This is a genomic window from Pseudomonas sp. MH9.3, assembly GCF_034354675.1.
Classification (GTDB): Bacteria; Pseudomonadota; Gammaproteobacteria; order Pseudomonadales; family Pseudomonadaceae; genus Aquipseudomonas.
This window is the reverse complement of the sequence record NZ_CP133785.1, coordinates 2,373,557-2,397,409: the sequence shown is the minus strand read 5'-3', so window position 1 is coordinate 2,397,409 and position 23,853 is coordinate 2,373,557. Positions and strand designations below refer to the sequence as shown.

23 protein-coding genes are annotated in these 23,853 nt (G+C 61.1%); 10 read left to right on the top strand and 13 right to left on the bottom strand.

The window, feature by feature from the left end:
• Window positions 1–12: 12 nt before the first annotated feature.
• From scpB to rluB, 4 genes are all read left to right on the top strand, one after another.
• The gene (scpB, locus tag RHM60_RS10415) at window positions 13–933 is read left to right on the top strand and encodes an SMC-Scp complex subunit ScpB (protein WP_322214365.1); all 921 of its coding nucleotides are present in this window, start codon (window positions 13–15) and stop codon (window positions 931–933) included.
• Between the two features lie 139 nt (window positions 934–1,072).
• Window positions 1,073–1,471 (top strand): hypothetical protein, encoded by a 399-nt coding sequence (locus RHM60_RS10410; protein ID WP_322214363.1) that lies wholly within the window; start codon window positions 1,073–1,075, stop codon window positions 1,469–1,471.
• 70 nt (window positions 1,472–1,541) lie between these two features.
• Entirely contained in the window at window positions 1,542–1,733 is a 192-nt protein-coding gene (locus tag RHM60_RS10405; RefSeq protein ID WP_005790815.1) for a DUF1289 domain-containing protein, read from the top strand.
• Window positions 1,734–1,877: 144 nt separating this feature from the next.
• Window positions 1,878–3,101 (top strand): 23S rRNA pseudouridine(2605) synthase RluB, encoded by a 1,224-nt coding sequence (gene rluB / locus RHM60_RS10400; RefSeq protein ID WP_322214361.1) that lies wholly within the window; start codon window positions 1,878–1,880, stop codon window positions 3,099–3,101.
• Between the two features lie 72 nt (window positions 3,102–3,173).
• Here rluB and RHM60_RS10395 read toward each other — a convergent pair whose 3' ends face one another.
• Window positions 3,174–4,133 (bottom strand): leucyl aminopeptidase, encoded by a 960-nt coding sequence (locus tag RHM60_RS10395; RefSeq protein ID WP_322214359.1) that lies wholly within the window; start codon window positions 4,131–4,133, stop codon window positions 3,174–3,176.
• A gap of 73 nt (window positions 4,134–4,206) precedes the next feature.
• Complete coding sequence (locus RHM60_RS10390) at window positions 4,207–4,344, bottom strand: hypothetical protein (protein WP_003237751.1); 138 nt, start codon at window positions 4,342–4,344, stop codon at window positions 4,207–4,209.
• Between the two features lie 647 nt (window positions 4,345–4,991).
• On the opposite strand from RHM60_RS10390, the gene RHM60_RS10385 reads away from it, so the two are divergent.
• Together RHM60_RS10385 and arfB are read left to right on the top strand one after the other, a co-directional pair.
• On the top strand, window positions 4,992–6,398 hold the full coding sequence (locus RHM60_RS10385) for an amino acid permease (RefSeq protein WP_209984185.1): 1,407 nt from the start codon (window positions 4,992–4,994) through the stop codon (window positions 6,396–6,398).
• Window positions 6,399–6,433: 35 nt separating this feature from the next.
• Window positions 6,434–6,847 (top strand): alternative ribosome rescue aminoacyl-tRNA hydrolase ArfB, encoded by a 414-nt coding sequence (arfB, locus tag RHM60_RS10380; protein ID WP_209984180.1) that lies wholly within the window; start codon window positions 6,434–6,436, stop codon window positions 6,845–6,847.
• Here the strand turns inward: arfB and RHM60_RS10375 are convergent.
• The 4 genes from RHM60_RS10375 to RHM60_RS10360 all read right to left on the bottom strand — a co-directional run bounded on the left by RHM60_RS10375 (window position 6,844) and on the right by RHM60_RS10360 (window position 8,940).
• On the bottom strand, window positions 6,844–8,040 hold the full coding sequence (locus RHM60_RS10375) for an MFS transporter (protein ID WP_209984177.1): 1,197 nt from the start codon (window positions 8,038–8,040) through the stop codon (window positions 6,844–6,846). The two genes, arfB and RHM60_RS10375, sit on opposite strands and share 4 nt — an antisense overlap.
• A gap of 94 nt (window positions 8,041–8,134) precedes the next feature.
• Window positions 8,135–8,320, bottom strand: coding sequence for a hypothetical protein (locus RHM60_RS10370; RefSeq protein ID WP_209984174.1), 186 nt, complete (start codon window positions 8,318–8,320; stop codon window positions 8,135–8,137).
• A 71-nt stretch (window positions 8,321–8,391) separates the two neighbouring features.
• On the bottom strand, window positions 8,392–8,520 hold the full coding sequence (locus tag RHM60_RS10365) for a hypothetical protein (RefSeq protein ID WP_269457977.1): 129 nt from the start codon (window positions 8,518–8,520) through the stop codon (window positions 8,392–8,394).
• Between the two features lie 108 nt (window positions 8,521–8,628).
• Window positions 8,629–8,940, bottom strand: a complete 312-nt coding sequence (locus RHM60_RS10360; RefSeq protein ID WP_322214357.1) for a DUF962 domain-containing protein — start codon at window positions 8,938–8,940, stop codon at window positions 8,629–8,631.
• A 160-nt stretch (window positions 8,941–9,100) separates the two neighbouring features.
• Here RHM60_RS10360 and RHM60_RS10355 point away from each other — a divergent pair, with 160 nt between their 5' ends.
• The gene (locus RHM60_RS10355; RefSeq protein ID WP_231422883.1) at window positions 9,101–10,159 is read left to right on the top strand and encodes an AraC family transcriptional regulator; all 1,059 of its coding nucleotides are present in this window, start codon (window positions 9,101–9,103) and stop codon (window positions 10,157–10,159) included.
• Here RHM60_RS10355 and RHM60_RS10350 read toward each other — a convergent pair.
• Window positions 10,116–11,570 carry a TrkH family potassium uptake protein gene (locus RHM60_RS10350; RefSeq protein ID WP_231422884.1) on the bottom strand — a complete coding sequence of 485 codons (1,455 nt, stop codon included), beginning with the start codon at window positions 11,568–11,570 and terminating at the stop codon, window positions 10,116–10,118. The genes RHM60_RS10355 and RHM60_RS10350 overlap by 44 nt on opposite strands.
• Before the next feature lie 136 nt (window positions 11,571–11,706).
• Here RHM60_RS10350 and RHM60_RS10345 point away from each other — a divergent pair, with 136 nt between their 5' ends.
• Window positions 11,707–15,855, top strand: a complete 4,149-nt coding sequence (locus RHM60_RS10345; RefSeq protein ID WP_322214353.1) for a DUF6543 domain-containing protein — start codon at window positions 11,707–11,709, stop codon at window positions 15,853–15,855.
• Between the two features lie 79 nt (window positions 15,856–15,934).
• On the opposite strand, the gene RHM60_RS10340 is transcribed toward RHM60_RS10345, so the two are convergent.
• The 6 genes from RHM60_RS10340 to RHM60_RS10315 form a co-directional block, all read right to left on the bottom strand.
• Window positions 15,935–17,278, bottom strand: a complete 1,344-nt coding sequence (locus tag RHM60_RS10340; protein WP_209984158.1) for an imelysin family protein — start codon at window positions 17,276–17,278, stop codon at window positions 15,935–15,937.
• Between the two features lie 127 nt (window positions 17,279–17,405).
• Complete coding sequence (locus RHM60_RS10335; RefSeq protein ID WP_322214350.1) at window positions 17,406–19,457, bottom strand: putative bifunctional diguanylate cyclase/phosphodiesterase; 2,052 nt, start codon at window positions 19,455–19,457, stop codon at window positions 17,406–17,408.
• 198 nt (window positions 19,458–19,655) lie between these two features.
• Window positions 19,656–19,835 carry a hypothetical protein gene (locus RHM60_RS10330; protein WP_209984153.1) on the bottom strand — a complete coding sequence of 60 codons (180 nt, stop codon included), beginning with the start codon at window positions 19,833–19,835 and terminating at the stop codon, window positions 19,656–19,658.
• Between the two features lie 155 nt (window positions 19,836–19,990).
• Window positions 19,991–20,587, bottom strand: a complete 597-nt coding sequence (locus tag RHM60_RS10325) for a superoxide dismutase (RefSeq protein WP_003237774.1) — start codon at window positions 20,585–20,587, stop codon at window positions 19,991–19,993.
• 177 nt (window positions 20,588–20,764) lie between these two features.
• On the bottom strand, window positions 20,765–21,367 hold the full coding sequence (locus RHM60_RS10320; protein ID WP_209984147.1) for a LysE/ArgO family amino acid transporter: 603 nt from the start codon (window positions 21,365–21,367) through the stop codon (window positions 20,765–20,767).
• Window positions 21,368–21,372: 5 nt separating this feature from the next.
• Window positions 21,373–21,774 carry an ACT domain-containing protein gene (locus RHM60_RS10315; protein ID WP_209984144.1) on the bottom strand — a complete coding sequence of 134 codons (402 nt, stop codon included), beginning with the start codon at window positions 21,772–21,774 and terminating at the stop codon, window positions 21,373–21,375.
• A gap of 97 nt (window positions 21,775–21,871) precedes the next feature.
• Here RHM60_RS10315 and RHM60_RS10310 point away from each other — a divergent pair, with 97 nt between their 5' ends.
• A complete protein-coding gene (locus tag RHM60_RS10310) occupies window positions 21,872–22,768 on the top strand; it encodes a LysR family transcriptional regulator ArgP (RefSeq protein ID WP_231422888.1) in 897 nt (298 codons plus the stop codon).
• Between the two features lie 49 nt (window positions 22,769–22,817).
• A complete protein-coding gene (locus tag RHM60_RS10305; protein ID WP_209984138.1) occupies window positions 22,818–23,816 on the top strand; it encodes an NAD-dependent epimerase/dehydratase family protein in 999 nt (332 codons plus the stop codon).
• Window positions 23,817–23,853: the final 37 nt, after the last annotated feature.

The following is a 23,853-nucleotide window of genomic DNA, read 5'->3' as shown; positions in this document are numbered from 1 at the left end:
AGAGCTGAATCGATGAATCTGACTGAACCCCGTGAACTGGCGCCGCTGCTGGAAGCCTTCCTCCTGGCCTCGGGCAAGCCGCAATCTCTTGAGCGCCTGTTCGAACTCTTTGAAGAGGCCGAACGTCCCGAGCCGCCAGTGTTCAAGAAGGCATTGGAAATCCTGCGCAAGTCCTGCGAAGGCCGCGCCTTTGAACTGCGCGAAGTGGCGTCGGGTTATCGACTGCAGATCCGTGAGAAATTTTCCCCGTGGGTCGGCCGCCTGTGGGAAGAGCGCCCGCAGCGCTATTCACGGGCGATGCTGGAAACCATGGCGCTGATCGCCTATCGCCAGCCGATCACCCGAGGCGAGATCGAGGATGTGCGTGGCGTGGCGGTGAACAGCCATATCGTCAAAACATTGCTGGAGCGCGAATGGATCCGCATCGTCGGCTACCGCGACGTGCCCGGCAAACCGGCGATGTTCGCCACCACCAAGGTGTTCCTCGACCATTTCAACCTGAAGAACCTCGACGACTTGCCGCCCCTCGCCGAGTTGCGCGAAATGGAAGCCGAGCTGGTGCTCGATTTCGACGACGCGCCGGTCCCGGCGAGCCTGCAGGAACTGGCCGATGCCACGGCGGAGCCCGAAGAGCCCAAAGACGAAACCAGTTTCCATACCTTGCTGCTGGAGCTGGATGATATGGAGCAGGGCATCAAGACCGACTTCGATGACCTGTTGCGGGAGGGTGCCGTTGAGCCTGAATCTCCGCCGAGCACTGAGTCTCAAGCCCAGGCAGAACCCGAAGAAGACATTCTCGGCGTCGCGGCCGCTCGGGAAAAGCTTCTGGCCGCCGTTGCGGCGCTGGAACCCCCTCGTTTGAGTGACGAAGAGGCCGAAGCTCAGGCTTTGGCTGAAGCGATTGAAAACGAGCGGCGCTCTTTCGAGCCCTGATTTTCCCGCCTTCTTACCTGTTAGTTCTGACAGTTGTTCCACCCAGGTGTCCGGCGTTTACTTGCCGAACGCCATTGCGCTTGTGCCTTTTCATTCTGCGGTGGTGGAAGTCCCTCTCTGCTGATAAGGATGATCTATTATGAAAAGCACTCGTCGATACCGCTTGGCTTCATTGGGCGCGATAGCGTTAATGGGCCTGGGTACCTTGATTTCTGCTCAGGCGATTGCGGCGCCTTATAACCCGCTCAGTGGTGATATCAGCGTCAATATCATTGCCGGGGCCGCGCCCACCGGCGCTGTTGGTTTGAGTACCGGGCCAACCGGCGTGGAGCGCCCGGTGTATTTCCGCCCGGGTTCGTCTGATGCGTTATTCATCGGGGCCAGCAACACGCTGCCGGCCGGGTGCAAACCCACTGATTTCAAGGACGACGATGGCACGACTATTCCTGTCCTGGTCAAACTCGACTGCAATGGAAAGCCCTGGCAAGCCAAGCTTTCGAAGAACGGCAAAATATTCAGTGTCAAAGCTCTGCCGTGATCTAGGGTAAGGTGACTTCTGTGATAGGCGCTGGCGCAAGAGTGCCGCCAGCGCTCACGGAGGATCGCCCATGAGTTCCACCAAAGACCCCTGCATCAGCATCTGCAAATTCAGCGACGACATCTGCGTCGGCTGTGGTCGCAGCAAGCGCGAAATCCGTGCCTGGAAGAAACTCGACAAGGTCGACAAGCGCACCGTGCTGGCCGAAGCCGAGCTGCGTCTGCTTGCGCTGGGCGCCACCGGTCGGCGGAAAAGCAAATGACCGTGCTCTTATCGACTACTCTGTGATGCGCAACGCGCGCCATACGCGTATGATTCGCGACCCTTTGCCGACGCAGTCGCGCAAAGCCCCGCTTTCAACACTCTTCAGGCCAGGCCTGAATCGACCCACCGGGAGGTGCTTAAGATGAACGAAAAAGACCAGAACGACAGCCAGGAAATCGGCCCAGCAGGCGAAAAACTGCAAAAGGTGCTGGCGCGTATCGGCGTGGGCTCGCGCCGCGACGTCGAAGCCTGGATCACCCAGAAGCGCATCAAGGTCAACGGCGTCGAGGCCACCCTCGGCCAGCGCGTCGACTTGCACGATGCAATCACCATTGATGGCAAGGTCATCAAGCGTGAAGAGGCCGCCGAATCGGTGCGCCGTGTGATCATGTACAACAAGCCCGACGGCGAGATCTGCACCCGTGACGACCCGGAAGGCCGTCCGACCGTGTTCGACAAGATGCCCAAGCCCAAGGAAGGCCGCTGGATCAACATCGGCCGCCTGGACATCAACACCACCGGCTTGCTGATGTTCACCACCGACGGCGAACTGGCCAACCGCCTGATGCACCCGTCCTACGAGATGGACCGTGAATACGCGGTGCGTGTACGCGGCGAAGTCGACGACGAGATGATCGAACGCCTCAAGGCGGGCGTGGTGCTCGAAGACGGCCCGGCCAAATTCACCGACATCAAGCAGGCCCCCGGTGGTGAAGGTTTCAACCACTGGTACCACTGCGTGGTGATGGAAGGCCGCAACCGTGAAGTGCGTCGCCTGTGGGAATCCCAGGGCCTGGTGGTCAGCCGCCTGAAGCGTGTGCGTTTTGGCCCGGTGTTCCTCAACTCCGACCTGCCGATGGGCCGCTGGCGCGAAATGAGCCAGTACGAGGTCGACATTCTCAGCGCCGAAGTCGGCCTGACACCGGTCGCCATGCCGCAGATGAACGCCAAGAGCAAAGACAAGCTTGAGCGTATGCAGCGCAAATCGTCGCGCCCAGTGCCCCGCACCGAGCGTGTGGCCCGCACCCTGCGCCCGGCGCTGGATGCACCGGCCGCCGGCGGGCGTATCTCCCGTCAGCCGCACATCGAAGGTGAGCGTCGTCCTGTCGCGCCGTCGCGCCAGGAAGGCGAGCGTGCACCGCGCGCCCCGCGTCCTGCGCGTGGCGAAGCGCCGAGTGGCGGTCGCAGCAACCGTGGTGAAGCGGACCGTCCGGCCGACAACGCCAGCACCAAGCGCCCGGCCAAGCCGGCGGCGAACAAGCGGCCCGGCCCGAAATTGGTCGCCGACGAGCCATCGGGCAAGCGCCGTGGCGCCCCTGCGGGTTCGGGACAGCGTCCTGGGTTTGGTCGCAAGAAGCCGCAGTGATGTAAGTGCTGCATAAAAAAACGCCAACCTTCGGGTTGGCGTTTTTTTTCGATCTGAATTTGCGATGTTCTGCTAAAACGCAAACGTGCCATCAAACACCGGCTTGTCATCCAGCGCCAACACGCCGCTGGCAAAGATCAGGTCCAGGTGGTGGCTGCCTTTCTGTCCGCCGCCCAATCCCAGGTGCAACCCGCAGTGGCGCTCCTCGAAGCCTGCATTGCGTGCATACAAATCCTTGACCCCTTCGTTGGTGCCGATCCCCAGTTCCTCGACGCGACGATTGGACGGGTTGGCATTCAGGTATTTGTTGAAGTCATCGGCCAGCCCCGGCACCTCGCTGGCCACGCTGCAGATGGTCGAGTTCTCGATCCACAGCTCCAACGGAGACTCCAGCACGCCGTACTTGCGCGCAAACGGGATGGTGCTCAGAAAGGTGCCGACAAAGCGCACCTGGCCATTGATGGCTTCGCTGTGGGTGGCGATCTCGCCGGGGGCGAGGTCGTGGTTGCCGACCCCGTTGATATTGGTCCACTTCTTGATGCTGCTCATCGGCGCCTCAATGCGTGAACCGTGCTTGTCGGTGAAGCTCAGCACGTTGGCCTGGCTCATCCGCCGGATCAGCGTGGCGTTGAGGTCGGCAATGCGCTGTGGCGCGATGCTGAAGGTGTCGTAGAAGTAGTCGCCATAGTCCTTGAACAGCAGGGATTTCTTCCAGTGTTCCGCCATCACGCCCTGCAAGGCGCGGATGAAATCCGGGCCTTCGGCACGTGGGTTGGGCAGGGTCGAGGAATCATAGAGAAACAGGTACAGGTCGCAGGCTTCGATGGACTGGGCCAGGGCGTCGCTGGCGGCCAGGTCCAGGCGCTGCACCTGGAAGTTGAAACGGGCGTTGCTGCCGTGGGTGATGGCCTGGGCGATGGCGTCATAGCGCTCGGTATGGCCCAGCAGCACGGTAGGGCGGCTCAGGCCTTCAAGGGCCGGGTGATGAGCGAGGTAGTAGAGAAAGTGTTCGACGGCGCGGGCCTTGTCCATGACGTGTGTCCTTCTGTGCCTTGGGTAAGGGGGCAGGTGCCGTGCACAGCACCTGCCGATTGCCTGCCGGGTGTTAGAACGGCCACATCGCGGTGCCGAACGGCACAACGGCGTCGGCTTGCATCATTTCCACGGCGGCCTCATGGGTCGGCGCTTCAAACCAATCGTCAAGTTGCAGTTCGGTTTCCAGGTCTTTTTCCAGTGCTTGCATGGTGTATCTCCTAGAGGACGTTGTTTGAGAACGCTTGCCAACGGGCTTCGCTGGCAAGTGGGATGAACCTAGGAGAGAGTGTTTCAAAATGCAAAATATTTATTGACACGGTTTCATTTGGATTTTTTCTTCGGTTTTTTTCGAAAAAAGGTTTATGCAGAAAAAACAGGCCGTTGGCTGAACCGATTCTTCAGGAGTTTCCAACCGACAATTTTTCGTAAACTGCCAAAAAACCTCGCTGTAACGCAGGCTTTCCGGGTTGTAACGATAGATTTACGGTTATGGCCGGTCGTGTAGCCGTGTGCCTGGGCTGTAAGGATTGGCTGACAGAGTGTCGCGCGCACCGTCCTGGGGCGTGCCGAAGCGGGCGAGCGGTGTACAATGCCCCGCGTTTTACTGTGACCGCCTCGCGTATACCACGCACAAGGCCAAGAACCGGGGGTTTACCCACCCCGATCACTCCGTCCGGCCACGAGCCTGGCGGGTTCGATTTCGTCACAGATAAAAACAAACAGGTGACGCATGACCGTTAGAACGACGCTGTACTCCTGGTGCCTGCGCTGGGGTTTGAGCGGCGCTGCTTGAGTCGGTAATTCAAGGCAGCAACCTGCATTCAACATCATCAAACCTTGCGTGAGAGCCTATTCATGAGTGAACCCCATTCCCCGTCAGGCGAGCTGAAACGCGGCCTGAAAAATCGCCATATCCAGTTGATCGCCCTCGGTGGCGCCATCGGCACCGGGCTGTTCCTGGGCTCGGCCGGCGTGCTCAAGTCCGCCGGCCCGTCGATGATCCTGGGCTATGCCATCTGCGGCTTCATCGCCTTCATGATCATGCGCCAGCTCGGCGAGATGATCGTCGAAGAGCCGGTCGCCGGCTCCTTCAGCCACTTTGCCCACACCTATTGGGGCGGTTTCGCCGGGTTCCTGTCGGGCTGGAACTGCTGGATCCTCTACATTCTGGTGGGCATGTCGGAACTGACGGCCGTTGGCAAATACGTGCACTACTGGTGGCCGGAGATTCCGACCTGGGTCTCGGCGGCGGCGTTCTTCGTGCTGATCAACCTGATCAACCTGGCCAACGTCAAAGTCTTCGGAGAGGCCGAGTTCTGGTTCGCGATCATCAAGGTGGTGGCGATTGTCGGCATGATCGCCCTGGGCAGCTACCTGCTGGTCAGCGGCAGCGGCGGCCCGCAAGCCTCAGTGAGCAACCTGTGGGAGCACGGCGGTTTCTTCCCCCATGGCGTGGGCGGGTTGGTAATGGCCATGGCGATCATCATGTTCTCCTTCGGTGGCCTGGAAATGCTCGGCTTTACCGCCGCCGAAGCCGACCAGCCACGCACCGTGATCCCCAAGGCGATCAATCAGGTGATTTACCGCATTCTGATTTTCTACATCGGTGCGCTGGTGGTGCTGTTGTCGCTGACACCCTGGGACAGCCTGCTGGCAACCCTCAACGCGTCCGGCGATCCCTACAGCGGCAGCCCGTTCGTGCAGGTGTTCTCGATGCTCGGCAGCAACACGGCGGCGCATATCCTCAACTTCGTGGTGCTGACCGCCGCATTGTCGGTGTACAACAGCGGCACTTACTGCAACAGCCGCATGCTGCTGGGCATGGCCGAACAGGGCGACGCCCCCGAAGCCCTGGCGAAGATCGACACGCGCGGCGTGCCGGTGCGCGCGATTCTCGCCTCGGCGGCGGTTACCCTGGTGGCGGTGCTGATGAATTACTTCATCCCGCAACACGCCCTGGAGTTGCTGATGTCGCTGGTGGTGGCCACGCTGGTGATCAATTGGGCGATGATCAGCTTCTCCCATTTCAAGTTCCGCCAACACATGAACCGCACCGGCCAGGTGCCGCTGTTCAAGGCGCTGTGGTACCCGTATGGCAATTACATCTGCCTGGCGTTTGTGGTGTTTATCCTGGTGATCATGCTGATGATTCCGGGGATTCAGGTGTCGGTGTATGCGATTCCGGTGTGGGTGGCCTTCATGGGCCTGTGCTATGGCATCAAGAACAAGCGGGCGGCGGCGACCGCAGCGCTGAAGTCGTGATCGTATAAACCCTTGAATCTGGAGTCGGGCTTGTCATGCTGGTGATTTCCAACACCGTCCACCTCGCCGACGCCGAGATCGAACTGACTGCCATTCGCGCCCAGGGCGCGGGTGGGCAGAACGTCAACAAGGTGTCGAGTGCGGTGCACCTGCGCTTTGATATTCCAGGGTCGTCGTTGCCGGAGTTCTACAAGGAGCGCCTGCTGGCGCTGCGCGACAGTCGGATTACCAGTGACGGCGTGCTGGTGCTCAAGGCCCAGCAATACCGGACCCAGGAACAGAACCGTGCCGATGCGCTGGAGCGTCTCGTGGAGTTGATCCAGAGCGCCACCAAGGTCGAGAAGAAGCGCCGGCCCACCAAGCCCACACTGGGTTCGAAAAAGCGTCGGCTGGAGTCCAAGACCAAGCGTGGCAGCATCAAGGCCGGGCGCGGCAAGGTCGATTTCTAGGCGTTGCGCGCTTCGCGGGCCTTGGGTGCCTGGCGGTAAAGGTACAGGCACAGCAGCATGCCACCCAGGGCGGCTAGCGCGGCGAACAGGAAGATCGAGGCAAAACCGAAGCCTGCCGCCACGGCTCCTGCCAGCGGGCCGGTAATGCCCAGCGACAAGTCGATAAACAGCGAGTAGGCCCCCACCGCAGCGCCACGGCTGGAGGCTGGCACCAGGTTCACCGCTTCCACGCCCAGCGCCGGAAACACCAGGGAAAACCCGAAGCCGCTCAACGCCGCGCCGGCCAGTGCCAGGTGTGCGTCCGGCGCCAGCCATAACAGCAGCAGGCCGAGAATTTCCACCGACAGGCACGCAATCGCCACGCGAAAACCGCCGATGCGGTTGATCAGGTTGCCGAATAACAGCCGCGCGCCGATAAAGCTGGCACCGAACAGGCTCAGGGCCCACACCGCGTTATCCCAATGCTGGGTGGTGTAGTACAAGGTGATAAAGGTGGCGATGGTGCCAAAGCCGATCGAGCCCAGTGCCAGTGCGCAGCCGTGGGGAAACACCCGGCCCAGTACATTCATGAACGGCAGGCGCACACCGGCCACAATCGGCACCGCTTCCTTGCGCCAGCCCAGCGCCACGCCCATCACCCCCAGCAAAATGATGCTGACGCCCATGCTCCACAGCCCGAGCTGGCTGACCAGCACTACACCCAACGGCGCGCCGATGGCCAATGCGCCATAGCTGGCGATGCCGTTCCACGAGATGACTTTGGCGGTGTTGGCAGCACCCACGCGGCCGATGCCCCAGCCGATGGCGCCCGAGCCGACCAGGCTCTCGGCGCTGCCCAGCACCAGCCGGCCGATGAACAGGCTGGCCAGGCTGAGCGCCGGAAAGCTCGCAAGCCATGCCGCAAGCAGCATGAACACACCGCTCAGGCCACAACCGGTCATGCCGATCAGCACCGCGCGCTTGCAGCCCAGGGTGTCGATCATGCGCCCGGCATAAGGGCGGCTCAGCAGGGTGGCCAGGTATTGCACACTGATCACCAGCCCGGCGATGACCGCGCCATAGCCCAGCTCGCTGTGGACATAGCCCGGCAGTACGGCCAGAGGGATGCCGATGTTCAGGTAGCCGATAAAGGTGAACAGCACGATGGAAACAACTTGCAGCGTGACCGCCATGGGGCGCTGGGTATCTGGCATGGGAGAGAGTCCACTGTCGCAGCAGGTAAAGATAGGCTGCTAATGATACCGATGCTTCAGCCTGCGCAGGGCGGCGAAAGGAAAAAATCCGCAATCAGGGCTGGGCAGGGGCGAGCAGTTGCGTGGTGACCAGGGCGGCGAGGGCGTTTTCCTGGGTGCCGAAACGCTTGAGCAATAGCGCTTGCTTGTCTTCGCTGAGGCGGTTCCACACTTCGACCATCTGCAAGGCAGTGTCGAGTACGGCGGCGTCGGGGGGAGTAGTGGGGGATTGATCGGTCATGGCGGGTATCTCATGGTTCAGGCAGTGTGGAAAGCGCTCACATTGCGCTTTCCACACGGTCTGGTACGGCGTCAGTCCTGGCTTTCGCTGGCCACTGGTTGTGCTTGTTTGGCTTCAGGCTGCTTCTCGCTGGCCTGTTGCGGGGTTGGCTGCTCAGTTTCGTGCAGGCTTGGGAAGGGGAGATTAGGTATCTCGTGCATCGTCGTCGCTCCTTGCAAAGTCTGTTTGTTCAATCGCAGGTGATTGCGCGCGCTCAAAAAGCCTTGGCAGGATACAGCACTGTAAATGACAAACAGACTATTAAATCGCTAGAAGGGCACCTTGCCCAGAATCATGTCGCGGTACATCACAAAGTCACCCAGCAAGCTGTAGAACGGATGCTGGAAGGTTGCCGGACGGTTCTTTTCAAAGAAAAAGTGGCCAATCCAGGCAAAGCTGTAGCCGGCAATCGGCAAGGCGATCAACAGCGCCAATGAGCCTCTGCCGATGGCATACGCCAGAATCCCGATCACCAGCGTGGTGCCGATAAAGTGCAGGCGGCGGCAGGTGCTATTGCCATGTTCACTCAGGTAATACGGGTAAAACTCAGCAAAGCTGTTGAATTTCCTGATGTTTTCCAAGATTGGCGGCCCTTTGATTGTTGTGCCGCCGAACAGATGTTCGGCGGGGAGCTTAATTGAGTCTAGAGTGATCAGTGGCAACAGCCAGTGACAATAGATGCCACTTTAGTATCCTTGGCTTCCTGGCTGCCGTTCAAGCCAGCCTAATTAAGAAGACGCCATGAGCGAACGAACAACTTCTGCAAGCTGGGCGATGGGGATAGTCAAGGCACTGGAAATGGACGGCCTGGACTGCCGTAGCCTGTTCAGGCAACTGGGTCTGGACTATGCCGCGCTGAGCGACCCCGACGCGCGTTTCCCGCAGGATTCGATGACGCGACTGTGGCAACGTGCGGTGGAGCTGTCGGGCAATCCGGCGATTGGCCTGAACATGGGCAAGGTGGTGCGCCCGGCGTCGTTTCATGTGGTGGGGTATGCGCTGATGTCCAGCAACACCCTGGCCGAAGGCTTCATGCGCCTGGTGCGTTACCAGCGCATCATTGCCGAAAGCGCCGACTTGAGTTTCAGACTCTTGCCCGAAGGCTATGCGCTGATTCTGACCGTGCATGGCGACCACCTCCCTCCCACCCGGCAAAGCGCCGAAGCGTCACTGGCCAGTGCGTTGGCGCTGTGCGGCTGGTTGACCGGGCGCACTCTGCAACCGCGCAAGGTGCTGCTGCAGGGCGCTCAGCCGGCGGATCTTGCGCCCTACAGGCAAGCGTTCCACGCCCCGCTGGAATTCGATGCGGCCTATGACGCGCTGATCTTTGAGCGCGCCGACATGGACGCGCCGCTGCCCACGGCCAACGAAGCCATGGCGCTGCTGCACGACCGCTTTGCCGGTGAGTACCTGGCGCGGTTCTCCGAAAGCCGCGTGACCCACAAGGCGCGTCAGGTGCTGTGTCGCCTGCTGCCCCAGGGCGAACCCAAGCGTGAAGTGGTGGCCCAGACCCTGCACCTGTCACAGCGCACCTTGCAGCGGCGTCTGCAGGAGGAGGGCACCAGTTTCCAGGCGCTGCTCGACGACACTCGCCGCGAACTGGCCGAGCAGTACCTGGCGCAGCCGAGCATGACCCTGCTGGAGATCGCCTACCTGCTGGGCTTTGCCGACCCGAGCAACTTCTTCCGCGCGTTTCGCCGCTGGTTCGATGCCACCCCCGGCGAGTACCGGGCGCGGCTGCTGCAGGCGTCGACGGTCAGTGACGCCAGAACGCCGGAATGCATAGAACAAACACCGTAATGATTTCCAGCCGGCCCAGCAGCATCCCCAGCGACAGGATCCACTTGGCCGCATCCGGCAGGCTGGAAAAGTTGCCGGCCGGCCCGATGGTTTCGCCAAGGCCCGGGCCTACACCGGACACGGTACTGGCGGCGCCGGTCAGCGCGGTCATCCAGTCCAGGCCCAGCAACGACAAGGCCAGGGCGATGGCGCAGATGGTGATGGCGAAGAAAAACGAGAAGGTCAGGATCGACCGCACGATCTCTTCGTCGAGGCGGTGGCCGTTGTACTTTTGTTTAATCACCGCGCGCGGGTGAATCAACTGGTTCAAGTTGGCCTTGAGCAGGATATAGGCGACCTGGAAGCGGAAAATCTTGATCCCGCCGGCGGTCGAGCCCGAGCAGCCACCGATAAAGCCCAGGTAGAAAAACAGCATCAGTGAGAAGTTGCCCCACAGGCTGTAGTCGCCCAGGGCAAAGCCCGTGGTGGTCACCACTGAGGTGACGTTCAACGCCACATGGCGCAGCGCCTCCAGCCAATGCAGGTTGGTGGTCCACCAGTACCAGGTGCCGAGCACCAGCCAGGTCACCACCAGCAAACCGAGCAGGCCCTGTACCTGCTGATCCTTGATCAGTGCCCGGCGGTTACCTCGCAAAGTGGCCACATACAGGGTGAACGGCAAGCTGCCGAGGATCATCACTACCACCGCCACCCAGTGCACGGCCGGTTGTTTCCAGTGCGCAAGGGACTCGTCGGAGGTGGAAAAGCCACCGGTGGAAATCGCCGACATCGCGTGGTTGATCGCATCGAACAAACCCATCCCTGCCCACCAGAACGCCAGGCTGCCGAGGATGGTAATGCCCACATACGCCGCCACGATCAGACGCGCCACCATGTGCGAGCGCGGCATGACCTTTTCCGAGCGGTCCGAGGACTCGGTCTGGAACAGGCGCATGCCACCAATGCGCAACAGCGGCAGAATCGCCACCGCCATGCCGATAAAGCCGATTCCGCCGAGCCAGTGCAGCAGCGAGCGCCATATCAGGATGCCTGGCGACATGCTATCCAGCCCGCTCAATACCGTGGAACCGGTGGCGGTGATGCCGGACATGCTTTCGAAAAACGAGTCGGTGTAGCTGATGTGCTGGGTCAGCAGAAACGGCAGCGCGGCGAATATGCACACCACCACCCAGCTTGTCACCGTAAGAAGGTACATGTCCCGGGGGCGCAGGTGCACATGCTCGGGGCGGCCCGGAATCACCAGGGCCAGGCCGGCGATAAAGGTGATCAGGCTGGCCCACAGGAACGAGGGCAGGTCGCCGGTGCGGTCGAAGATCACCAGGGTGGCCATGGGCACGACCATGGCGATCGCGAGGGTGATCAGGAAGATGCCGATGATGAAACCGATGATGCGTAGTGTCGGCAACGCCATGAAGTCTGCTCGGATGGTCGCGGGAGGCGCCATTCTACCTGGGGTGCAGGGCATGTAAACCGACACATGTATAAAGCACGGGTGGCTGTGCGCGTGTTCAGCATGAAGGCTTCTTAAGTGTTTCGAGAGATCGTCCATGCCGTATGAAGCCCTAACCGACACGCCGTTTATACGGCGCTTGAATGCCAATGACAGCCCGTCGCAAATGGCGCTGGTAAAACAGCTGTCCTCGCTCAACGCTCGGATCATGCAGGACCTGGCCCCTCAACCCCGCTTCGAAGACTTTGTACAGCATCGCTTCGAACAGCATTTCAATCTCACCCCTGCTGCGCAGGTGCACAGTGTGTTTGTGCAAAGCCAGGCACCCCGGCCGGAATCGCCAACATCCGAGCCAACCACACTGGAAGAAACACTGGACCTCAAAGCTCCCCTGCCCACGGTGCTGGACGCCGTGGTACAGCGCATCGTGACGGGCCAGGCATCGACCCATGCCAGCGGTGATCCCGCGTTTTTGCGCGCGTCCGAGGACGGTGGCGAACCGCAGCCCATCCCCGAGTTGACCGGCAAGGCCTTCGATGAATTCGTCGACAACCTGGCTGCGAGCCTGGCTTCCCACTACACAACCTTCATGCAGCGCTATTGGAACGAGCAGCGCGCGACCGATGCGCGCAGCCGCCGGCAGCGAGTCGTTGACAGCCGAATCGAGCAACTGCGCAACGAAGTGGCCCTGCTGAAAAATGACGGCTTGCTCACCACGGCGGACGAGGCATTGTTCGAGACGGTGGCACGCCTTCCCGATGCGCTGGCGCGCCGCGCGCTCAAGGCCTATAAACCGTGCGTGTATGGTTTGGCGCTCAAGGGCAAGGATGCCGTTAATCCGGCGCTCCACGGCGCGTTTATCCTGACCGCCCGCGACCCGCGGGATGCCGAGGTCGGCTGGGAAACAGACACGTCGGCGCCGCCGCAGGTGCGTCCTGTCGACCCTTCCAGCAACCTTGGCCTTGTGCTGTTGTGCAGCCCGGGCAACGGACTGGAAGCGTTCGATTCCCTGGCCAGTCTTGATCGCGAACTGCACCAACGCCTGAACCATCCTGTGCAATTCACTCAGCTGTCGGCCTTGATGACTCAAGAACACCAGCCCCATGCTCTGGCGCTGCACCACGAGGCGAAAACGAGCGGTCAATTTGAGTACGTCGAGTGGCTTGACTCGCCCTTCAGCCATTCACTTGAAGATCAATGCCTCAAGCTTCATGAAGACTTCGCCACGGCCGTGGCCCGCTACCAGACGCACACTGCGCAGACCGAGAGCGCACGGTTGGCCGAGAGCCTGGATCGCGTCACTGATCTTGTGCGCGCTCTGGATACGGAACGGGTGCTGGTGGCCCGCATTCAAAAGCGTGCGCAGGCTCAGCTCAACATTTTTCTTGACGGGGCGACCGACGCCGACAAGCAAGCCTGGCGAACGGCGATGCTGTCTTATTGCGATGGACTCAAAGGCCTGCCTGAGTCCGAGGGGCTGCCGTCGCTCGCCCAATTCAGTGACAAAACTGTCATGCGCGCCTACAGCAGGGCGCAGCTGAGCGCGTTGATTGAAGCGCAATGGGGTGTGCAGGCGGATCCGGATGAGATTCAGGTCCACACGCGCGCGCCTGAGGTGCCGCTGGCCCCATTCGTACCAGGCGCGCCCGCGCCTGCACCGAGGGAGTCAGGTGCGCCGCTTTATACGTATCGCCAACGCAGTCTCAGCGAACTGGCGCTTGAAAATGTTGGTGGCCTGGATTTCAACTTCACCCACTTTTCCCATCTGACCGACAAAAAAAAGCAGGCCTACACCGCCCTGAGCGTCGATCAGGTCAAGGACCTGGTGCGCACGGCCAATATTGGTAACCGCTATGACGTCTTTTTAAAGGATCGGCTGCTCACCTCGCCCGAGGCCATTGCCCGCAAAAGCCATTTCGCCCGATACCTGGCGTTGCAGGTACGGATGGATGCCATCGAGGCAAAAATCGCCGGAGATTTTCTTCCGGATCATGCCGGTCGCGGCTTCAACTGGGTGCAGGTGGTGCTGGATGAGCCTGTAGACAGCGACCGGCGCCAGACCGTCGAAGCCCATCGAATCATGGTGCAAAGTTTGATGCTGCGTGGCGCGCGGGTACGTGGCGTGTGGTTGTTTCGCACGACGTCCTCGGCGGTCGCCTCCACCGTCGTTTACACGCCGCAAGCGCCAGGCGGACGGATGTTTCATGAGTATCACGACGAACGATTGTTGAAGGACTTCGTCTTCAGCAGCTCCTGGCGTGATTATCTGGTGAGCCGCGTGGAGCTGGCACAGCGCCCAAGGATCCGCGGCATCCTGCGCGGACGCGGCTCCGCGACGATGGTGCATATGCCCAGGATTGCCGACAATCTGTTCGAGGAGGCCTACGAGGCGCAGGCCAGCTTCGCGATCAATGATGCCGCTGCGCAATCGACTACCACCGGCGAAACCGACCTGTCCACCGCGATATCGGTGGGCACGGCAGCGTTCGATCTCATTACCCTGGTGTTACCGATCAAAATAATGGTGCCCATCGGCCTGGCTCGAAGCCTTTTCTCGGTGTTCAGGGCGGTGGACGCCGCCACGCTGGGAGACCGTGCCGAGTCGGCCCATCACCTGGTGCGTGCGCTGGGCGAGTTTACCGGCGCCTTGATCGACGGCGCTGTGGCCGGGTTGACCGGCGCGCGCGCCTCCGTACCTGGGGAGAGTGGGTTGAACCCGCTGATGGCCCTGAAGAAAAATCCTGCCGATGTACAGGCACTTGACGGCTGGGAAGGCAAGGGCATTTATTACAAGGCGGTTGGCACCGAGGGTAACCGCCAGTATTTTCTCAATGAGCACAACCGCTGGTTTTCGATCCTCGACGAGGGCGGCGAAAAGGCCTGGCGCCTCAGGGATGTGCGTAAACCTCACCGTTATCACCATGACCCGATCCGCCAGGGCGCCAATGGCCGCTGGGAAGTGGGTTCGCATCCCGGCCGAGGATTGCGTGGAGGCCTTTCACCGATTGAGGCGTTAAGGACGCTCTACCCGAACCTCTCCGAGAGTCAGGCTCGCCTTGTGTTCGAGTCGTTCAATTTCCCGCGCGGGCGTGAACTGGAGCTTCAATTGAGCGTGGTTCACCACCTTGGGGCGGGCACTTTACCTGACACCTTCTATCACTATCTGAGAGTGACGCCCCAGCGATTTTCGCTGCGTGTGCGTGGCGGCGAAATCCCAGGGCTGCCGCTCACGTCCATTGAGCCTGTACCAGGCCCCAGCCAGGTCCGGCGAGCCAGGCCGGCGTATGAACGAATTGCCGATTGGGGACGGTCCATAGACGCTGACGAAATGCTGTTAAAAGATGCCGACTACGGGGTCTATCAGCGGGTGGGCGGGGATCCGGCGCTCAGGGGCACCGAATACCTCAAAATCGACGAACGCTACTTTCCCATCCTGCCTGACGGCGTAGCCAGGCCGGCGCAGGCCGCCACTGTTCTTATGCACGATCCCGACATTGCGATTCGCACGTATGATCAATTTGAAACGATGCTCAGGACGGATCCCAACAGCCAGCCACGTGCAGCGACCTTCGCGAGGGCAGACGGTCGCTGGATCAACGATATTGCCCTGCCGTTCCAGAAAACCCTCGCCGCCTATGTAGGCGATGCCTGGCCCATGCTGTCCGTTTCCAGCCAGGGTGACGTGGCCCGCAGCCTGTTCAACAACGTCAACAGGCATAACCTTAGCTTTCTAGGGGTTGCGACCCTGCAGAGAGTCCTTAGGCATTGGCGTCGGGAGCGCACGCTGATTGAGGCAAAGCTGGCTGACCCGCTGCTTATGCTGCCCGTGACCCCGCGTTCGGTGAGCGGCGATTGGTCATTGCATCGTCAGCCAGGGCGGTACACACAACTCACCTTTCGTACGGATCAGGTTCGCGGCCTGCTCCAGGATGCGGTTACCCATGGCAGTCAGGAAGCGCTCAAGGCATTGATGGCCGACGTGCTTGCCCGCAACCGTTATCAGCTCATACCCAGCTACGATCAGGTGGGTGAGCTGCTGTTCAAGAACCCGGCGCATGAAACGGTGTATTGGATGCAGGTGCGCAGCGCGTTTGGCCATGCAGTGGGCAGCCGTGCGAGCCAGGCGGCGCCGAGAGCTTCGCTGATGACTGCGCAGGCCCGCAGCGCTCCGTTGGTGCCGCTGATCGGCGGCATTCAGTTGAGCTTCGAGGGACGCGCCCCGCTCATCTACGTGATTCGGATCTGACACAACAGGCCCGCACGCAAAAAAATGCCCCGAACCAGTCGGGGCATTTTCAGTGTGGTGCAACCATCACGCGTCTTGTTTAGAACTCGTGATCAGCACTGTCCGGGTTCAGGTCGCTGATACCCAGCTTGCCGGCAGCGGCTTCGATCGAACCGGTCTGCTTGACCAGCGCCGCAATGGCGTCACGTACGATCTGGTTGCCCGCATCGTTACCGGCGGCGATCAACTGGTCGTAGTGCTCGCCTTTGCCGGCGTGGTCAACCATGACTTGGATCTTGGCTTCGGTTGCGGCCAGGTCGGCCTTCAGTGCAGTGTCGGCAGCCGGGTCAGCCTTGGCCACCAGGGATGACAGGCTCGGGCCGGTCATCTGGGTGCCGTCGACACGGGTGTATTCGCCCAGGTAGACATTGCGGATGCCCTTGGCGTCGTAGAAGTGCGAGTTGTGGGTGTTGTCGCTGAAGCAATCCTGTTCGTCTTCCGGCGAGTTGGCCTCCAGGGACACCTTCATGCGCTCACCGGCCAACTCGCCCAACGACAGACTGCCCATGCCGAACAGCATTTTGCGCAGGCCGTCGGTGGCAGGTTCGCTCTCCAGGGTGGCGCGGTAGTTGTCTTCGACGTTGGGCTTCCAGTTGCCGACCATTTCTTCGAGGTCGCTGACCAGCAGCTGGGTCACCGAACGCAGGTAGGTGCGACGGCGCTCGTTGTGGCCGCCGGTGGCACCGTCGCCGGTCAGGTAGTCCGACGCCGGGCGGTTGCCAGCGCCTGGGCCAGTGCCGTTGAGGTCCTGGCCCCACAGCAGGAATTCGATGGCGTGGTAGCCGGTGGCGACGTTGGCTTCCGAACCGCCCAGCTCATTGAGGCTGGCGAGCTTTTCCGGGGTGATGTCTTTGACGTCGACCTTGTCTTCGCCGACCTGGATTTCGTTGTTGGCGATGATGTTGGCGGTGGCGCCCGGGTTGCCCAGGGCGTGCTCGTAGGATTTGTCGGTGTAGTCGATCAGGCCTTCGTCCAGGGGCCAGGCGTTCACCTGGCCTTCCCAGTCGTCGATGATGGTGTTGCCGAAGCGGAACACTTCACTCTGCAGGTACGGCACGCGGGCGGCGACCCAGGCGGTGCGCGCGGCTTTCAGGGTTTGCTCGTTCGGATTGGCAAGGAACGTGTCGACGGCGGTCTGCAGGGTTTTTGCCGTGGACTCGGCATCGCTGTATACCGCAAACACCATGTCAGCGTAATGCGCGACCACAGCCTTGGCGGCCGCTTCGTCGACGTTGCCTGCCGCTGTGGCAGCCGCTGGAGCGGTGGTGCTGGCAGCCGGGGTCGGCGCCTGGGGTGCTGCGGCCTTGTCTTTACCTTCGCCGCAACCGGCAAGAGAAATGGCAATAGCCAGCAGACTGGCGGTGGCCAGGGGCATACGAATCATGGCGAACATCCTGCTTCGAGTGTTGATAGGGCACGCGGGGGCGCGCAAAAACTGCGACATAATGCGAAAGATTTGCATTTTGTGTAAAGGGTTATACGAGGGAAACATCAAGTATCGATTTCTTAACCTAAGGAATCACCACCCGATTGCGCTCCAATTGCTTCAGGTAAGCCGCCAGTTCCCGCGCCGGCAGCGGTTTGCTGTAGTGATAACCCTGACCTTCATGGCAACCCTCGGCGATGATGTAGGCCTCTTGCTCGGCAGTTTCCACACCCTCGGCGATCACCTGCATGCCCAGGCTTTTGCCCAGTTGGATAATGGCGCGCACGATGGTGGCGTCGTCATCGTCGTCCAGCAGGTCCTGAACGAAACTCTTGTCGATCTTGATCTTGTCCAGCGGCAGGCTCTTGAGGTAACTCAGGGATGAGTAGCCGGTGCCGAAGTCGTCGATGGCAATCAGTGCGCCGGAGCGGCGCAGGCTCAGCAGGTGCTGGGCGGCGGTGCTGATGTCTTCCATCAGGCCGGTCTCGGTGACTTCCAGCTCCAGACTGCCGGGCGGCAAGCGATAGACCTGCATCAGGTTGTTGACCACGCGCGGCAATTCGCTGTGGTGCAGCTGCACAGTGGACAGATTGACCGCCATGCGCAGCTCGGTGAGACCTGCGTCATGCCATTCGCGCAACTGCCGACAGGCCTGGTCCAGCACCCACTCGCCGATCGGAATAATGGTGCCGTTCTGCTCCGCCAGCGGGATAAACAAATCGGGCGGTACCAGGCCGTGCTCCGGATGCTGCCAGCGGATCAACGCTTCCACACCGACCACGCGGTGGTCGCGGTAGCTGATCTGCGGCTGGTACACCAGGTAAAACTGCTCGCGGCCCAGGGCGTCGCGCAGGTCTTTCTCCAGCTCGCGGCGGCGGCGCATTTCACTGTCGACACTGGCGATATAGAACTGGTAACGGTTGCGCGAGCGGGTCTTGGCCAGCGTCATGGTCTGTTCGGCTCTTTGCAGCAGCTTCTCGGTGCTGTCGCCGTCTTCCGGGAACAGCGTGATGCCGATGGTGGCACGCAGGCGGATGTGATCGTGTTCGAGGGCGAACTCTGCTTCGAGGTCATCGAGAATGCTTTGCGCCAGTTCGGCGGCTTCATAAGGCTGCTCGATGTCAGCCTGCACCAGCGCAAACTGGTCACCGCCCAGGCGCGCGAGGGTGCCGAGCCGTCCGCTGTGGGCGCGCAGGCGGTCGGCCAGGGCCAGCAGTAATCGGTCACCGGCCTGGTAGGTGTACTGTTCGTTTACACTTTTGAAGTCGTCCAGCCCTACGCAAAGCACGGCCACGCAGCGTTGTCGGCGGCCGGCGTCAATCAGGATCCTGTCCAGTTGCTCCTGCAGCTTCTGGCGGTTGGGCAGGCCCGTTAGAAAGTCGTATTGGGCCATGCGCAGCAGGCTGCTTTCGGCTTCGTGGCGCAAATGGGTGTTGCGTTCGATGGATTCGAGCAACTGGTTGGCGGTATTGATCCACAGCCCCAGCTCGTTACGTTCATGGCCCTTGAGCTGAGGGATCTTGTGTTCGCTGGGCCGGTCGGGATTGATCGATGTCAGGTGTTCGATGATCCGCGACAGCGGCCGGGTCAGCATCCAGTGATACACCAGGTACAGCACCAGCCCCATGGCCAGCGCACGCAGCACGCCGGAAATAAAGATGATCACCGAGCTGACCAGAAAACCCTCGCCATAGGTGGCGGTGTCGAGGGTGATGCTCAGGTCTCCGTAATACTCGCTGTAAGGGCCTTTGCCGACCAGTGACGTGGTGAATGAGCGTTCCTGACCCAGAATCAGGTCGGTCAACCAGCGGCTGGCGGATTGCTCCAGTGGGCGGCTTTTTTCCGCGAGCATGGTCTCGTTGGGGTGGCCGATGGAGGCCGTGCGCACCGCTTCGTCCTGAAACAGTCCTTCGATCACCTGCATACCCATTTCGCGGTCCAGGCTGTAGACGGCCTGGGTGGACGGGTCGCGAAACATGTCGAGGATGCGCTGGGCATCGCCTGCCACGGCCTGGCGCGTCTTGTAGGCATCGAAAACGATCTGCGCCACGCTCAGCGTCACGCCCACGATCAACGCCGACAGCAGCACAACCCGTAGCAACTTCACCGACAAGCTGTTTTTGAGTTCCAGCTTCAAAGGGGCATTCCTTGTCTCATGCGGGTGGCCTTCAATATGCCATGAGTATTGGCAATCCACGCATGGCAGTCAAAGGAACATTCGGACGGGGCAACCGGAAGAGGCTGAAGGAGGGGAGGCAGGGAAGAGGGCGGATGACATCCGCCGCTCTCTGATACGGCGCTTGGGCGTGAGACCCGCGCGCGCAGGTCAGCTTTATTACGAGTTGTACGTAATCTGCATGGAGTTGGCTTTGTGTGTGTCTTCGCCGATTTTGCCCTGCTCCTGATCTTGACCTTGCTGTTGCTGATCCATCATCTTGCTCATCATGTCCATGCCTTTTTCCAGCATCGGCATGATCGCTGACATAGCCGACATACCCATCGATATAGGATCCATTACGAACTCTCCTGCATGAAATGAGAGAGTTATTTCTCTCACTGTCTGCGTGGCAAATTGTTGCCGCTGAGTTCCATGCATCCCGCATCCTGCTCAGTATTGTCGCCCACAAAAAAGCCCGGCAATTGCCGGGCTCTTTATCCTGCAAGCGTTACTCAGGCAGTGAAGGTCTTGCCTTCGAACTGCTCGGCCACGAACTTCCAGTTGACCAGGTTCCAGAACGCTTCCACGTACTTTGGACGCACGTTGCGGTAGTCGATGTAGTAGGCGTGTTCCCACACGTCGCAGGTCAGCAGCGGGGTGTCGCCGCTGGTCAGCGGGTTGCCGGCGCCAATGGTGCTGGCCAGGGCCAGGGAACCGTCAGCCTTTTTCACCAGCCAGCCCCAACCGGAACCGAAGGTGCCGACGGACGTCTTGGTGAACTCTTCCTTGAATTTGTCGAAGGAACCGAAGGCTGCGTTGATGGCTTCAGCCAGTGCGCCGGTCGGTTGGCCGCCGGCGTTTGGCGCCAGGCAGTTCCAGTAGAACGTGTGGTTCCAGACCTGAGCGGCGTTGTTGAAGATGCCGCCCGAAGAAGAGGTGACGATTTCTTCCAGGGTCTTGCCTTCGAACTCGGTGCCAGGCACCAGGTTGTTCAGGTTCACGACATAGGTGTTGTGGTGCTTGTCGTGGTGGTACTCCAGGGTTTCCTTGGAGATATGCGGCTGCAGGGCATCGTGTGCGTAGGGCAGCGGCGGCAATTCGAAAGCCATGATGATTCTCCTAATCAGGTCAGTTGCGGTGAGCGCAAGGCCGATCACGGGCGGCCAAACAAGCGCCGGGGAGTTTGTACTCTTTGCGGCGCAGGGGCAGGATCATAGCACCGGGGGTGCGGCAAAACCACGCAACAACTGTGTGGGATAGAGGTTCCAGAGCCTTTCGAAATAACTTCAGGGCGTGCTTATTAATGAGTAGGCCACGCTGAACATCATCACGGCCACCAAGAGGTCCAACAGCCGCCAGGTTGCCGGGCGCGCCAGCCACGGCGCCAGCCACGCGGCGCCGAGCGCCAGGGTGGCGAACCACAGGAATGAAGCGCTCGCGGCCCCGGCCACGAACGCCGCGGGTGCCGCCTGTTGCGCGCCCAGTGAGCCGATCAGCAGCACCGTATCGAGGTAGACGTGGGGGTTGAGCAACGTCACCGCCAACGCGCTGAGCATCACCGCGCGCAGTGAGCGCGCGTTGAAGCCTGCGTCCTGGTCCAGGCTCTGTTTCGAAAACGCGCGACGCAAGGCGAGGGCGCCGTACCACAACAGGAATGCTGCGCCGCCCCAGCGTGCAATCGCCAGCAGCAGCGGGCTCTGCGCCAGCACCGTGGCCAGGCCGAACACCCCCGCTGCGACCAGGAGCGCGTCGCACACGATGCACAGCGCCGCTACCGGCAGGTGATGTTCACGGCGCAGGCTTTGCGCCAGCACGAAAGCGTTCTGCGTGCCGATGGCCATGATCAGGCCGAGGGCGATCAACAGCCCGTTCACATAACTTTGCCACATAGGGTTTACTCCGCGTCCGCCGCCAACTGCCGCAGCACCTGCACGGCGCGTTGCGCATCGGCGCGGCCGACGAACAGGTGGTCGTGGTAATAACCGGCGATCACATTGCAACTGATCCCGGCCTGGGCCAAGGCGCCGGCGAAGGCGGCGGTCAACCCCACCGCTTCGAGTGCCGAGTGCACGTTCAGGGTGATCCACGCGGCCACATAGTCGAAGGCCAGCCCGGCCTGTTCGGCTTGCTGGCGCTCCACGATCAGGGTCAAGCCTTGCTGTTCGCGAAAGCTGCCGATTACCTCGCAACCATCAGGAATGCGGTTATCGGGGAGGGTGCAGAACACGTAGTCGCCGTCATTCAGATGAGGGCTCATGCTGCGCAGCAGGGTCGCCAGGGTGGTTTCGCCAGCCATGTGAAGGTCCTTGTTAAAGAGAGGCAATGCTGGCTATTTTCATCGGATGGGCTGTATAAGAAAAACCAATATTGCTGATCGCTCATTAGAGAAACTGATGTTCGACTATAAATTGCTGTCCGCCCTCGCGGCGGTGGTGGAGCAGGCCGGCTTCGAGCGTGCCGCGCAGGTACTTGGGCTGTCGCAGTCGGCCATTTCCCAGCGCATCAAGCTGCTCGAAGCGCGTGTCGGCCAGCCGGTGCTGGTGCGGGCCACGCCGCCTACGCCCACCGAGATTGGTCGACGGCTGCTCAACCATGTGCAGCAGGTGCGGCTGCTGGAGCGCGACCTGCAGGGCCAGGTGCCCGCCCTGGACGAGGAGGGCATGCCCGAGCGCCTGCGTATCGCGCTGAATGCCGACAGCCTGGCCACCTGGTGGGCCGAGGCTGTCAGCGACTTTTGCGCCGAGCAGCATCTGTTGCTCGACCTGGTGGTGGAAGACCAGACCGTCGGTCTCAAACGCATGCGCGCCGGTGAAGTGGCGGCCTGCATCTGCGCGAGTGAACGCCCGGTGGCCGGTGCGCGCAGCCTGCTGCTCGGCGCCATGCGCTACCGCGCGCTGGCCAGCCCGGCCTTTATCGCGCGGCACTTTCCCGCCGGGGTAAAGGCCGAGCAACTGGTGCGCACACCGGCACTGGTGTTTGGTCCGGATGATTTCCTGCAACACCGTTACCTGGCTTCCCTCGGCGTGGATGGCGGTTTTGAGCACCATTTATGCCCATCCTCTGAAGGGTTTATCCGTCTCACCGAAGCCGGCCTGGGCTGGGGCCTGGTGCCGGAACTGCAGGTGCGCGACTCGTTGCAGCGTGGCCTGTTGGTCGAGTTGTTGCCTGATAAGCCCATTGATGTGCCGTTGTACTGGCATCATTGGCGCAGCGGCGGGCAACTGTTGGGCCTGTTGACCGAGCATCTGGCGCGGTCATGCGGGCAATGGCTGGTGCCGTTGGAGGGATGACGGGCGTCAAGGTAGCAGCGATGAAAAATGAAAGAACACGGAGTAATACATGAAGATTCTGGTCACCGGCGCAAGCGGCTTCATCGGCGGTCGCTTTGCGCGCTTCGCCCTGGAGCAGGGCCTGGACGTGCGGGTCAACGGGCGGCGCGCCGAAAGCGTGGAGCACCTCGTACGGCGCGGCGCCGAGTTTATCCAGGGTGATCTGAGTGATGCCGAACTGGTGCGCCATCTGTGCCGGGACGTCGAAGCGGTGGTGCATTGCGCCGGCGCCGTCGGGTTGTGGGGCAAGTACCAGGACTTTCATCAAGGCAATGTGCTGGTGACCGAAAATGTCGTCGAAGCCTGCCTCAAGCAGCGGGTCGGGCGCCTGGTGCACCTGTCTTCGCCATCGATCTACTTTGACGGGCGCGACCACCTGGGCCTGACCGAAGAGCAGGTGCCCAAGCGCTTCAAGCATCCGTACGCCGCCACCAAGTACCTGGCCGAGCAAAAAGTCTTCGGCGCCCAGGAATTCGGGCTCCAGGTGCTGGCCCTGCGTCCGCGATTCGTCACCGGCGCGGGCGACATGAGCATCTTCCCGCGTTTGCTGAAGATGCAGCGCAAGAACCGCCTGGCGATCGTCGGCGATGGCCTTAACAAGGTCGACTTCACCAGTATCCACAACCTCAATGAAGCCTTGCTCAGCGGTTTGCTTGCCACCGGTTCCGCGCTGGGCAAGGCCTACAACATCAGCAACGGCACGCCGGTGCCGGTATGGGATGTGGTCAACTACGTGATGCGCCAGATGGAAATGCCCCAGGTGACCCGTTATCGGTCCTACGGTTTGTCCTACAGCGTGGCGGCGCTCAACGAAGCCTTCTGCGCGATGTGGCCCGGGCGCCCGGAGCCTGCGTTGTCGCGCCTGGGCATGCAGGTAATGAACAAAGATTTCACGTTGGACATCAGTCGGGCGAGGCATTATCTCGACTATGAGCCCAAGGTCAGTCTGTGGACCGCCCTCGACGAGTTCTGCAGTTGGTGGAAGGCCCAGGATCCGGGGCTTAAATAAGCTCACAACCAGCAACACATCGGGAACCGAATTTACG

Coding starts and splice junctions, on each gene's coding strand:
- RHM60_RS10410 (WP_322214363.1), top strand. CDS start 1,073: ATGAAAAGCACTCGTCGATACCGCTTGGCTTCATTGGGCGCGATAGCG.
- RHM60_RS10340 (WP_209984158.1), bottom strand. CDS start 17,278: ATGATTCGTATGCCCCTGGCCACCGCCAGTCTGCTGGCTATTGCCATT.
- RHM60_RS10325 (WP_003237774.1), bottom strand. CDS start 20,587: ATGGCTTTCGAATTGCCGCCGCTGCCCTACGCACACGATGCCCTGCAG.
- scpB (WP_322214365.1), top strand. CDS start 13: ATGAATCTGACTGAACCCCGTGAACTGGCGCCGCTGCTGGAAGCCTTC.
- RHM60_RS10395 (WP_322214359.1), bottom strand. CDS start 4,133: ATGGACAAGGCCCGCGCCGTCGAACACTTTCTCTACTACCTCGCTCAT.
- RHM60_RS10365 (WP_269457977.1), bottom strand. CDS start 8,520: ATGCACGAGATACCTAATCTCCCCTTCCCAAGCCTGCACGAAACTGAG.
- RHM60_RS10310 (WP_231422888.1), top strand. CDS start 21,872: ATGTTCGACTATAAATTGCTGTCCGCCCTCGCGGCGGTGGTGGAGCAG.
- RHM60_RS10370 (WP_209984174.1), bottom strand. CDS start 8,320: ATGACCGATCAATCCCCCACTACTCCCCCCGACGCCGCCGTACTCGAC.
- RHM60_RS10345 (WP_322214353.1), top strand. CDS start 11,707: ATGCCGTATGAAGCCCTAACCGACACGCCGTTTATACGGCGCTTGAAT.
- RHM60_RS10315 (WP_209984144.1), bottom strand. CDS start 21,774: ATGGCTGGCGAAACCACCCTGGCGACCCTGCTGCGCAGCATGAGCCCT.
- RHM60_RS10405 (WP_005790815.1), top strand. CDS start 1,542: ATGAGTTCCACCAAAGACCCCTGCATCAGCATCTGCAAATTCAGCGAC.
- RHM60_RS10320 (WP_209984147.1), bottom strand. CDS start 21,367: ATGTGGCAAAGTTATGTGAACGGGCTGTTGATCGCCCTCGGCCTGATC.
- RHM60_RS10305 (WP_209984138.1), top strand. CDS start 22,818: ATGAAGATTCTGGTCACCGGCGCAAGCGGCTTCATCGGCGGTCGCTTT.
- RHM60_RS10350 (WP_231422884.1), bottom strand. CDS start 11,570: ATGGCGTTGCCGACACTACGCATCATCGGTTTCATCATCGGCATCTTC.
- RHM60_RS10385 (WP_209984185.1), top strand. CDS start 4,992: ATGAGTGAACCCCATTCCCCGTCAGGCGAGCTGAAACGCGGCCTGAAA.
- rluB (WP_322214361.1), top strand. CDS start 1,878: ATGAACGAAAAAGACCAGAACGACAGCCAGGAAATCGGCCCAGCAGGC.
- RHM60_RS10390 (WP_003237751.1), bottom strand. CDS start 4,344: ATGCAAGCACTGGAAAAAGACCTGGAAACCGAACTGCAACTTGACGAT.
- RHM60_RS10330 (WP_209984153.1), bottom strand. CDS start 19,835: ATGGATCCTATATCGATGGGTATGTCGGCTATGTCAGCGATCATGCCG.
- RHM60_RS10355 (WP_231422883.1), top strand. CDS start 9,101: ATGAGCGAACGAACAACTTCTGCAAGCTGGGCGATGGGGATAGTCAAG.
- RHM60_RS10375 (WP_209984177.1), bottom strand. CDS start 8,040: ATGCCAGATACCCAGCGCCCCATGGCGGTCACGCTGCAAGTTGTTTCC.
- arfB (WP_209984180.1), top strand. CDS start 6,434: ATGCTGGTGATTTCCAACACCGTCCACCTCGCCGACGCCGAGATCGAA.